Source organism: Microcoleus sp. PH2017_34_RAT_O_A, assembly GCF_020737885.1.
In the GTDB taxonomy this organism is placed as follows: Bacteria; Cyanobacteriota; Cyanobacteriia; order Cyanobacteriales; family Microcoleaceae; genus Microcoleus.
In genome coordinates, this window is sequence record NZ_JAEQDD010000047.1 from 27,301 (window position 1) to 38,142 (window position 10,842).

Below are 10,842 nucleotides of genomic sequence, written 5' to 3' on the forward strand. Positions count from 1 at the left end.
GTCAGTTGACTGTTGTCAGTTGACTGGTTAACTGGTTCCCCGGCTCTGCCTGGGAACCGATGTCTAGAGGCTCTGCCTCGCTCTTATACCAGGAAAATTGCCTCGCTTTTCTAGTAGGAAGATTGTCTCGCTTTTCTAGTATAAAAATTGGAGGCAGAGCCTCCGGATCTGCGTTACCAGGCAGAGCCTGGGAACGAGTAGAACTTCCCCATGCCCAATTCCCAATTCCCAATTCCCAATTCCCAATTCCCAATTCCCAATTCCAATAATTATGAAAAACTGGAAAAGTATTCTCTTATATATAGGTGTAGCGTATATAGTTTTGTTGTTAGGTCCGATCGCAGGATTTGACTTACCGAAAATTATTGGCGAAATAGTCCGCAGCCCAGAAGTGTTGATTCAACAGTTGTTAGTGGGTTTGGTCAACGGGGCGCTGATTGCAATTATTGCTTTGGGTTACACGATGGTTTACGGCATTATTGAGCTGATCAATTTTGCTCACGGCGATTTGTATATGTTGGGTGCTTTTGCTTCGCTGACTGTTTTCGGGGCTTTTGGGATTCAAGACGGCGCACCTTTAAGTGTTGCGATACCGGTGATGTTAGTCGCTTTGGTTGTATGTTCGGTGTTTTGTGCTGGACTAAATATTGTGGTCGAAAAGTATGCTTATCGTCCTTTGCGAAATGCTCCTCGTTTGGCTCCGTTAATTTCGGCGATCGGGGTTTCTTTTATCTTCCAAAATCTGGGATTATTTTGGGGAGGATTGAAAGCTTTTATTCCGGTGATGGGTTCTAATTCGGCGGCTCCGAAAAGCTTCCCCGATTTGTTGCCGCGAGTTGATATTCTCAAAGCTATGGGAATTCAAACAAGTATTGTATTTACTACAAAAGATTTAATTGTGTTGGTGGTGGCTCTGGTATTAATGGTTTTGCTTCATGTGTTTGTGCAGTACACTCGTCTGGGAAAGGCGATGCGGGCAACTGCTCAAAGCCGCGATGCTGCTAAAATCATGGGAATTAATGTCGATCAGATTATTGCTCTGACTTTTTTGATTGGTGGGGCTTTGGCTGGTTCGGCGGGAATTTTGGTTGGTTTGTATAACAATACGATCGTGTTTACGATGGGTTTTACGGCGGGGTTGAGGGCTTTTACGGCGGCTGTTTTGGGGGGGATTGGCAATATTGTCGGGGCGATGTTAGGAGGGGTTTTGATTGGGGTGTTGTCGTCTTTGAGCGATCAGTATTTGTCGAGTCGCTGGACTAATGCTTGGGTGTTTGGAGTTTTGGTGGTGATTTTGGCTTTCCGGCCGGGCGGTTTGTTGGGTGAGAATGTTCAGGAGAAGGTTTAAAGGTGCAGGGTTGAAAAAATGGCAAAAGACATTTATCATTATCAAATAAGGACTGCTTTAGAAAAGGATGGGTGGACAATTACAGACGATCCTCTGACTCTGCAATTTGGTTCGCGTAGTGTGTTTGTGGATTTGGGAGCTAAAAAGTTACTAGCAGCCGAACGCGAGGGACAAAAAATTGCAGTTGAAATCAAAAGTTTTGTCGGCAAGTCTCTAGTCAAAGATTGGGAAAATGCGATCGGACAATACAGTTTGTACTTAAAAATACTCTCTAAAAGAGAGCCATATCGCGCCCTATACCTAGCCATTACTGAAGAGATTTATACCAGCTTCTTTCAGGAGGATATCGTGCAAGTCGTACTTGAGGATAGAGCAATGAAAATTATCGTTATCGATCCTATTCAGGAGGTTGTTACCAGATGGATAAACTAGATGAATACCGTGAGTTGATTTATAAAATCCTGTCGTACTATGCCAGCCTACCCTACAATTACGCCGAGATTAATAACAAAGTCATTGTCAGCGAAGACCGAAATGATTTTTTATTGATGACTGAAGGCTGGGAGGGGCACAAGCGACTCCACTATTGCCTCATTCACGTTGAAATTCGCAACGGTAAACTCTGGATTCATTATGATGGTATGGAAGACGGCATTACTGATGAATTACTGGAGGGTGGTGTTCCTGAAAACTGCATTGTTTTGGCGTTTCATTCGCCTGAAGTACGCAAGCATACCGGATTTGCGATCGCCTGAAATATACGCTTGCAAATCCAGAAGCGATCGCAGCAGTCAACAGTCAACAGTCAACAGTCAACAGTCAACAATCATTCCGGTGCAACCGGAATTGATATCAATCAATTCAAACAAAATTAACAAAAGGAGCTGGAAGTCTTCTCGCTTCCAGCTCCTTTTGTTAATGCTAACAGTCCCAAATGTTAGACAGTTAGCGGTTGCGCCAATTCCTTGACTGGTGCTTCACTGTCACTTGACTGCTGCACCCGAATTAGCCACCCTTCGGCTTTAGAGTAGTTATCTTTTTGCACCTGTTTGATAGCTTGTTTGAAGTTCAACTGCACGCCCCAAACATCGCTCGTGAAACGCTTTTCTTGCTTCATATTGTCGAAGAACACGGCGGCTTCGATGTGAGATAAACCGCCTTCGGTTTTGGCAATAGAGAGCATCACTTCAAACACATCATCCGCCATCTTCGCATCCCCACAAACGTAGTAGTGACACTTAGGATGACTCAGCAGCTTCCAGACATCCTGGGAGTTTTGCTGCATGAGGTTCTGCACGTACAGCTTTTGGTCGCCAAGACGGGAGAATGCTACTTCCAGGCCCGAAAGTACACCTTGATTCTGCCACGTCTGCATCTGCTCCTGATAGAGGAAGTCACTGTGATTGCGACAGCCAAAGTATAAGGTAGCATCGCCCAAGGGTTGTCCTTGCTGCAACAAGGCATCTCGGTACTGAAGGAAAGCAATCAGCGGAGAGACTCCCGTACCAGGTCCCACCATCAGCATCGGTGCATCGAGTTCGCTAGGCGGACGGAAGCTAGAAGTACGGACACCAATGCGAACCTTCGCTCCGGGTTCCAGTCCAGCTAGGTAGTTGGAACAGAGTCCTTGACGGACTTTGCCTGCGTCGGTTTTGATTTGCAGCACGCCAACGGTGATTTGTATGTGCTGGGGATGGAGCAAGGGAGAGGAGGAAATCGAGTATAGGCGTGGCTTTTGCTTCGGCAGCAACTCTAGTAGGGTGGCGAGGGTAATCTCTGCTGAGGGAAACTCATCAAAGAGATCGAGAACACTCATGAAGTTGTCTGCGATCGTTTTCTTGAGCAAAACGCTGTCGGCATTGTCGTCTACCTGGCGGAGAATCTCCAGCCAGGTTTCTAGGCGATGTTTCTCCTGGGGATTTTGGGCTACGGAGTACAGGTAGGTAAGCAGTTCGTTGAAGGGTTCCCGCAAAGCTAGATCGAGTTCTTCGGAGAAAACCTGACCTACGGTTGTTGGGACGGCAATGGGGGGTTGGTCTTCTATTTGAGTGCCATCTGGTGTTACGTAACTAGCTGTGAAATAGGTATTAGGGGTGACTGAAAGGCGATCGCACAACCGCTGTACTAATTCTGGTGGATTGCAAGGATAAATAGCAACGTGATCGCCGGTTTCGTATTGTAAATCGCTATCGGAAATATCGAACATGATATAACGAGTAGAACGACTACCAGGAATCACCTCTTGGAGCAGTTCTTGATTTGCGACGACAGGAACTTCGATGGCTTTATCTCCACTCACGGCTAGAGGGGCAACGGTTGCCGCTTCTGCCTCATTTAAGAAGGTAACGTTGAGTTTTGGGGCGGATGCGGTTGTGGCATCTGCGGAGGTGACATCCTCACCTAAAACGCGGGAGATGAGTCCCAGCCACTGTTTGAAGGTGTCTGCCTGTCCCTTAATTTCATCCCCTTTATGCAACGGCACAATGCAGTTAGCCCCTGCCTTTGCGAGTGTTTTATCTACCGAAATTGCCGCAGCACAGAAGTGTTCGTAAACGGTACTGCCAATTCCCAGGATGGAATAGCTCAACCCACTGAGGGAACCCGCAGGCTGTTTCTTCAACCACTGAAGGAATTTTTGGCCGTTTCCGGGGATTTCGCCATTACCGAAGGTGGAGGTGACGATTAGGAGGAGCTTTTCAGAGGCAAGGGTATCGGTATTGTATTCATCGAGGGCCATCACTTTCGCTTTGTAGCGCTGGAGTTGACGGGAGGCTTTCCGCGCAAAGCCTTCGGCTGTACCTGTTTCAGAGGCGTAGAGAATCAGGATGCGGTCTTGCTTGTTGTCGTCCTCGTCGGTAGTAGTGATGAATTTTTCCAGGTCAATGCCGTCTTCCACTGTCCATCGATCGGCTCCATAGTGATAGGCAGGGTCTAGGTAAAAGTCGCGCATCTGGTGATGCCAGACTGGGCAGGTACTCCCTCCAGAGGGTGGTACGACCCAACCCCAATCTGCCGGACACTCGCGCCCTGCTTTCTTTTCGCGCAAGTCGTGGGCGATGAATTGTTTGGAGGCAGTCTGGTGATCCACCATCGAAACTTTAGCTTTTTGGAATGAGTATAGGATAGCGATGTTGAGTTCTAATGCTACGCGATCGCGCCACAACGTTTGCTCAGAACTGGTATCCAGCTTGAGAACTTTGGCGATGTCCTCCGTTTTGTCGTAGCGCCAATCTTCCAAGAAATCCCGCATAATCTCGGTACCCATGTACCAGCCATTGAAAGGAAGGCAGGCGTAGGTAATGCCGCCGATGTCCATGCGGAAGTTGCTGATGGCTGGGATGGCATACCACCGAAAGCCGAGGGACTTGAACTCTGGAATTGTGGGATGCTCAATTTCCACTTCCAGTACATCGTCTTGATGAAACTCATAGAATTTCGGTTCCATTCCTGGGACTTCAATCACTAGGGGGAGGATGTCGTAGGGTGTGCGTGGTTCCGGTGGTTGCCAGCCGAGTTTTAAGATTGCTGCGGTGAGCTCAAAGTTGGCGCCATCGCCCATAATACTCCCGTTCGGTTGCTCGTAAGCGGCATAGCGAATCAATTGGGAATTCCAGACGCGTGGGCCCCAGCGTTCCTTCGGCTGTTTGGGACGGAAGACGGTCATCGTAATTTGAATATTGCCCCCATTCGTGGCGTATCGCAGGTGTTCTTCTAACTCGCGAAACATCTCGTCGGGGTTGGTGACATAGCGGCGATCGCGCACCACCATATTATTCCACTGAATTCGAGCAATACACTTGGAAGCATTGCGCCACGACAACTGTGCCCCATAGGCTAATTCTTCGTAGGTGTGGGTGTAAGTGCCTGTGGCTTTCACTTCCTCTTGGATTTCTACCCAACGCCGCGCTTGATCCTCCGGTTCCCATTCTTGCTCGGTAGCAATCTGCTTCAAATACTGCTTGGCTTTTTTGAGAAATCGCTCCTCATTCAGCTTGGGCAACTTCATCACGTTAATAACGCGATCGAACAACGTCTGCCATGCGTGCCCTAACTCAGGGGTGAAGTCTGGCACATACTTCTCAAGTATGAGCACCAATACCTGTACCATACCAGCATAGGCGCAGGAGGGTATATCATCAATACTCACCTGGGTTCCTAACTGCTGGACTATCAACTCTTCAAATTCATCAAAGTCAATCTCGCCACTACCATCGACATCTACGCGAGCAAACAGATCGTTCAACTCGCTGATGGGGATGGATAGCCCGGACTTGCGCGAGTAATCGATGAGTTCCTCAATAGAGATTGTTCCAGTCCCGTCTGTGTCAATCTCATTAAAGATATACACGCGGAGATCTTGAATTAGTTCGTCTCTACTGCCGCCGTGGAAGCAGTTAACCAAAAATTCCAATACCTCAAACAGGTTCAAGGACAGATAATCCATGTTTGTCCGTCCAAAAATAGGCAGCATGAACGGGTATTTTTCAAATAGAGTTTGAAAAAATGCCTCTCCAATCTGCTGCGTATTCTGTCTGAGGATGGTTAAAGAATCCGCCATGCGTTGCTTGACATCTGGAAGCATTGCCTCTTCGTAGCGACGCATCGCCTCTACCATTGGGACAATCACATCGGTGTTGAAAAATCGGTAAACAGCGGAGTGGGTTCCTTTTGCTAGATTTTCGCGATCGTACTCTTCTAGGTACGGAATCGACGGCAACATCCACATCCACACCTGCCGGGCTTTCAACCAGTGATGAGGACGCATCCCCATATCGGCAAACAGCGCTCCGTAATCCTGAACATTATCGAAGCTATCACCTTTTTCTGCCGGCACCCCCATCAGAGGTTCCGAAATCACGTTCTGGGTATAAGGCTGAAGCTGATGTACGCAACAGTCAAGCAACTCAAAAAAGTAGTCGCTTACGGTGTCGAGGGCATCCCCAAAGATGTACTCTAGTTCTGGAGCCTCCAGCAAGAGGCGCTTCAAGAACTTTTCCATTTGCAATTCTTTCCACGCCCGCAGCTTGTTCCAAACGTCTTTGACAATTACTTCCTCTTGCGGTGTGAGGGGAACCGCTTCGGGCATCTCGAATTCATTTTGGCCGTTGCTCTGACTTGCTGGCGCGTGGAGGCGACGATTTCCCGAATGTCCCAACAGCGTCAGCGTGCTGCTACTTACGTCACTGGTACTTTGGGTAAGGCGAGTTTTCAACTTCAACTGAGGTGCTAGATTCCAGTTGGCGATCGCAAATTCTAACTCGGCGCTGGTTTCACCATTGAGGTAATCCTGCGTCGCCAATGTGACCGTTGCGGCATCCTGCCAGGGCAGAGTAATATCTCCTTCCCGGTAGCATAGGGTAATGGCGATCGTGCAGTCTCCGTTGTTTTTCAGATCCAATAACCAGCTTGGTTGCTTGCGGCTAAAGGAATCCTTTTGCAACAAAGGTTGTCCCTCATCGGAGAGCATCTGCACGCGGCACTTGTACCTGTAGTTGTCGGAAGTGGGGAAATCGGTCGCCGAAACCTCGGTTAAGTGGATAATTCGTGGATTATTGTGCATACTAGGCAGGAAAATTATGTAAGAAGAGCAAGCAGGCTAGGTGTCGTGCACCTGTGTAGCAAAAGCTTAAAGTATATTATCTTATATTCAAGATAAAAAATAGTCCGCGATCGTGCTAAGTTATATTACTGAAAAAATACTTAATGTTGTGTCGATAGATACAATTAAAATTTATGTTTATTTGTAACATAGCACTTCTCAATTGAGTGCAATACAGTAGCCCCATTAAATATTCCCTGGTTTCAAACCGAGGGATAGCCGCTCCCAATTTGATATCACTCCCTCTTCCCTCTTCCTTCTTCCCTCTTCCTTCTTCCTTCTTCTATGTCAAACAAAATAATCAAAGCAATTAAATCTAGTGGTATTCTAGGAGCGATCGCCTTTTTGACAGTCCTCCTATTCGGCGGTTGGAGCGGCACCGTCATCGGCTGGCTGATGGGCACAGCCGCAGGCTTTATGGCTGGTCAGGAACAGAAGGTTAACAACCCGAAAATGGGTGCGACAATTGGCAGTTTAGCCGGATTGGGATTGGGAGTTTGGCTGTTAGTTGCTAGCGTCCTCGAAGGAGTTGTGATTCGACCTTTTTCTGGTCAATCTGCGGTGGATTTGCCGACTACTTTACTGCACGGAATTTGCAGTTTGACGATCGCAATTTTGACAGCTACGTTAATGGGCGCTTTGCAGGGTTTGCAGGGAGAACGCCAGCGACAGGCTACTCTGGTAACATTAGCTTTTATCTTAATTCTGTTTCCGTTTATCGATCTTGAGGCTAAGACCGGCTGGATTGCTACGGTAGTACAGATTCAAATCTTTATTATGTTGGCGCTGGGTTTGAATATTACTGTGGGTTTTGCGGGCTTGTTGGATTTGGGATATGCGGCGTTTTTTGCGATCGGCGCTTACACGACGGCTTTGCTATCTTCGGGACAGGTAAATATTGCTTGGAACTTTTGGGTGGTTTTGCCGATCGCCGCTGGTGTAGCTGGCCTATCGGGCGTTATCCTCGGTATTCCGACACTGCGACTCAAGGGCGATTATTTGGCGATCGTCACCCTCGGCTTTGGTGAAATTATTCCGGTGGTATTTAGAAATTTAACCGCGATTCGCATCGACGAACCAATCTCGAAGATAGTCGCTGCTGTTTTGGGTAAGCCGGAATTGGTGCTTTGTCTCGTTGGGTGCGATCGACCTTTTAACCTCACCGGCGGCGAAGCAGGCATAAACCCGATCGGGCGTCCATCTCTCCCGATCGTCGGCACATTCAGCACCGGTAACTACTTTCCCTGGTACTACCTAATTTTGCTGCTAGTTGTCTTCGCATATTTCATGATTTCGCGGCTGCAAGATTCCCGTTTGGGAAGGGCATGGAATGCCATGCGCGAAGATGAATTAGCAGCGAGTGCCATGGGCATTAACCTCGTCAAAACCAAACTTTCGGCTTTTGCAATGGGAGCGACATTTTCGGGGTTTGCAGGCGCATTTTACGCAGCTTATATCAGCGCCATTTTTCCCAGCGTCTTCGATTTCTCAGTCTCCGTCATCATCCTGTGCATGGTGATTTTAGGCGGTTTGGGCAACATGACAGGCGTGATTTTGGGCGGTATCATTATCATGTCTGCCGATCGGCTTTATCTACCCCAACTCGCCCAAGTCCTCAAAGGTTTTATGAATACTTTTGTGTTGCCGAGAATAGCAATTCCGCAGTTAGCAGACTTTCTCGCCACCAGTTTAGACCCGATTCAAATGCGTTTATTTCTCTTCGGTTTAACTTTAGTTGTGATGATGATCGTGCGGCCGGAAGGGCTGATTCCCGATAAAATTCATCAAGCAGAATTGCATGATGATGCTGAGGCGAACAATCAGACTTTAGCAGATGCGAGAAATCAATAGATCCATCCAATAATTCTTGTGGAACAGGCATCTTGCCTGTTCAAGAAAGGACTTTCTGGAAATATCTAATAGTTAAGGGGGAAAATGAGCAATGAGTAAGAATGTAACAGCAACTGCTTTTGTTGTCGCAGAATTTAGAGCAGAAGAAAATGCAGAAACTGCTCCTCTTTACACCGACAATGTAGTCAAAATTTGGCTGAATGAGGAAACAAAAAGAATTGCGGGCGAAATAGCTCAAAACTCTCCGGCGGCTAAAGAAATGATTAAGTTGCGTACTAAATATTTTGACGATGTGTTGTCAAATCAAATTTTAGCAGGCTGCAAGCAAGTCGTGATTTTAGGATCGGGTTTGGATACTCGCGCTGCGAGAATGAATGGAGAATCAGTGGCTTATTGGGAAATAGACGATCGCGCGACACTTGAATTAAAAGCCTCAACTCTCAAAGCTAACAAAGTTACAGCCAATGTCCGCTACATTCCCGGCGATTACGTGCAAGATGATTTAATCGCTTTGCTGAAACAGAACGATTTTGATTTTGAGCAAGCTACATACTTTTTATGGGAAGGTAACACTACCTTACTTGCCAAGAAAGATGTCATATTTGTATTAGAACAAATTCGCGACAATGTTAAATCTTTCAAGTTGTCCTTTGATTATATGTCGGAAAAGGTGATTGCAAGAACCACGGGCTACCAAGATATCAATGATTACATCGATAAATACGAAAGTATGTATGCGCCGTGGATTACTGGATTTGAAAATATTGAAACTTTGACTGAAGAACTCCAACTCAAAATTATTGACAACTTCTCAACTGCGGAGTTGCACCAACAATACCGCCCTCACCGTTCCCTAGAATCTAATCTATTAAAATTCTACTTTGTTTGTACGTTAGAAAATGCAGTCTAAAATATCGAACATAACATAATTAAGTCAAGCGAATTCGTAAAGAATCAATCAGACGGTTTTTAGCCAACCAATCTTTTACCTCTGGCGTTAAAAGACTCAGGGTAGCACCCTCATTAGCAGCAACTCTCAGAAAACGAAGCACTGCTTCAGGAACCTCATCAGCATTTAAGCCATCCCAGCACTGCTTTAATTGCTCAATTAGCCGATCGACTTTCTCAAAATCCTCAATGCTTTGGGGAATTGAGTTAGACTCCCGAATTTGCAAATCTAAACTTCTAATCCGTTGAACAGTTGGCTTAAATGCCGAAACTTTATCCAATAAATTCAGGATTTCATGATTAGTGCTGGGCTTATTTTGATTTCGATAGCACTGCCAAGCTTGACTCAATTGGTCTTCTAGAGCTTTTTGCAATTGCTCTATCCTAGTAGTGAAATTCTTTTTGTTAAAATTTTTATTGTCTATGATCCACTCAGGATCTGCTTTAAATTCTGCCTCAACATCCGTAATAAATATCAGTAGGGTATCTGCTTTTTGAGCTAAAGCAAAATTAGCAAGTCCTCTTTGATGAAAAGCTCTCAAACATTGAACGAGAGGTAGAGTTCCAGCGACAGCTTGCTCGATTTGTTGTTGTCGAGATTGAAAGCCTTGAAGATTAGTTGCATACCTCTGAAGATTAATTCTTTTTTGAGATAACTCAATCAGTTGAGTGGATTTTTCGACAAGCATATTATCTATCCTTTAATTTCAGTAATTAGATTTCGCAGTCTAGCCAATCCATCTTGAATAGCTCTATGGCAAGATTCTACTGTCGCGCCACCTGACCTTTCTAGTAGTTCAATCTGGTTATTGACATCGCTTATAGAAGCATCAAGAAAATTGTTAGTGTTTCCGAGAAATTCCGAAGCTTCTGTCATTGCTTTTTGATGATTTTCGCTGAGATATTTAAGCAGCTTGCTCGGTTTGCTATCTGAATTATCTTTCTCAGCTTGCACGCGCTTCATTGTTTCTAAATAGCTAGAAAGCCCAACTCGTTTGGCTCTCCTGACTTTATGGTGTATAATGTAACAAACAATACATTTACTGTCATGGACTTTTATTTAGACTATATATTAGACTTGCCTGGAGTCAAGATT

Annotated in this window: 9 protein-coding genes; 5 read left to right on the plus strand and 4 right to left on the minus strand. The window is 46.0% G+C overall.

Translation table 11 applies throughout. From position 1 onward, the window contains the following. Position 1 precedes the first annotated feature (1 nt). Positions 2 to 253 carry a hypothetical protein gene (locus JGK11_RS17165; protein WP_293181689.1) on the minus strand — a complete coding sequence of 84 codons (252 nt, stop codon included), beginning with the start codon at positions 251 to 253 and terminating at the stop codon, positions 2 to 4. A gap of 18 nt (positions 254 to 271) precedes the next feature. On the opposite strand from JGK11_RS17165, the gene JGK11_RS17170 reads away from it, so the two are divergent. Genes JGK11_RS17170 through JGK11_RS17180 form a run of 3 tightly spaced genes read left to right on the plus strand, consistent with a single transcriptional unit; the run spans position 272 to position 2,103 of the window. After that, positions 272 to 1,348 (plus strand): branched-chain amino acid ABC transporter permease, encoded by a 1,077-nt coding sequence (locus JGK11_RS17170; protein ID WP_293181691.1) that lies wholly within the window; start codon positions 272 to 274, stop codon positions 1,346 to 1,348. A gap of 18 nt (positions 1,349 to 1,366) precedes the next feature. Beyond that, entirely contained in the window at positions 1,367 to 1,780 is a 414-nt protein-coding gene (locus JGK11_RS17175) for an element excision factor XisH family protein (protein ID WP_293204307.1), read from the plus strand. Beyond that, complete coding sequence (locus JGK11_RS17180) at positions 1,768 to 2,103, plus strand: XisI protein (RefSeq protein ID WP_293181693.1); 336 nt, start codon at positions 1,768 to 1,770, stop codon at positions 2,101 to 2,103. Before JGK11_RS17175 ends, JGK11_RS17180 begins: the two co-directional genes overlap by 13 nt. Before the next feature lie 182 nt (positions 2,104 to 2,285). Here the strand turns inward: JGK11_RS17180 and JGK11_RS17185 are convergent, their stop codons facing one another. Next, entirely contained in the window at positions 2,286 to 6,908 is a 4,623-nt protein-coding gene (locus tag JGK11_RS17185) for a nitric oxide synthase oxygenase (RefSeq protein WP_293212369.1), read from the minus strand. A 324-nt stretch (positions 6,909 to 7,232) separates the two neighbouring features. On the opposite strand from JGK11_RS17185, the gene JGK11_RS17190 reads away from it, so the two are divergent. Next, positions 7,233 to 8,798: a branched-chain amino acid ABC transporter permease gene (locus tag JGK11_RS17190; RefSeq protein WP_293181695.1), complete on the plus strand. Its 1,566-nt coding sequence runs from the start codon at positions 7,233 to 7,235 to the stop codon at positions 8,796 to 8,798. Positions 8,799 to 8,889: 91 nt separating this feature from the next. Further along, positions 8,890 to 9,708, plus strand: coding sequence for a class I SAM-dependent methyltransferase (locus JGK11_RS17195; RefSeq protein ID WP_293181696.1), 819 nt, complete (start codon positions 8,890 to 8,892; stop codon positions 9,706 to 9,708). Positions 9,709 to 9,727: 19 nt separating this feature from the next. Here the strand turns inward: JGK11_RS17195 and JGK11_RS17200 are convergent, their stop codons facing one another. Next, the gene (locus JGK11_RS17200; protein WP_293181697.1) at positions 9,728 to 10,435 is read right to left on the minus strand and encodes a hypothetical protein; all 708 of its coding nucleotides are present in this window, start codon (positions 10,433 to 10,435) and stop codon (positions 9,728 to 9,730) included. A gap of 5 nt (positions 10,436 to 10,440) precedes the next feature. Next, positions 10,441 to 10,710: a hypothetical protein gene (locus JGK11_RS17205; protein ID WP_293212370.1), complete on the minus strand. Its 270-nt coding sequence runs from the start codon at positions 10,708 to 10,710 to the stop codon at positions 10,441 to 10,443. Between the last annotated feature and the right edge of the window lie 132 nt (positions 10,711 to 10,842).